Origin of the sequence: Streptomyces sp. HPF1205 (assembly GCF_020400825.1) — a bacterium.
Lineage (GTDB): Bacteria > Actinomycetota > Actinomycetes > Streptomycetales > Streptomycetaceae > Actinacidiphila.
Window position 1 is genome coordinate 1 of record NZ_JAINVH010000149.1, and the last position, 505, is coordinate 505.

The 505-nt window shown below is 68.5% G+C and carries 1 protein-coding gene; it reads left to right on the forward strand.

Annotation, left to right across the window (positions count from 1 at the left end; genetic code table 11):
- Window positions 1-505: polyketide synthase (locus K7G61_RS36045; RefSeq protein ID WP_225851370.1), on the forward strand; the 505-nt coding region annotated here is incomplete at both ends.

Below are 505 nucleotides of genomic sequence, written 5' to 3' on the forward strand. Positions count from 1 at the left end.
CAATCAGGACGGTGCGAGTAATGGGTTGACGGCGCCGAACGGTCCTTCGCAGCAGCGGGTGATCCGGCAGGCGCTCGCCAGCGCTCGTCTGGCTCCTTCCGATGTGGATGTGGTGGAGGCGCACGGTACGGGGACGGCGTTGGGGGATCCGATCGAGGCGGAGGCGCTGATCGCCACGTATGGGCAGGGGCGGCCTGCTGACCGGCCGTTGCTGCTGGGGTCGGTGAAGTCGAACATCGGGCATACGCAGGCTGCTGCGGGTGTGGCGGGTGTGATGAAGATGGTGTTGGCGATGCGGTACGGGCTGGTGCCGCGGACGCTGCATGTGGAGGAGCCGTCGCCGCAGATCGACTGGAGCGGTGGTGCGGTGGAGCTGGCGGTGGAGGCGCGGACCTGGCCCGGTGAGGGCGGGGTGCGTCGCGCGGGTGTGTCCTCGTTCGGGGTGAGTGGCACCAACGCCCACGCGATCATCGAAGTCACCCCCGAACCGGTTGAGGTCGTCGAA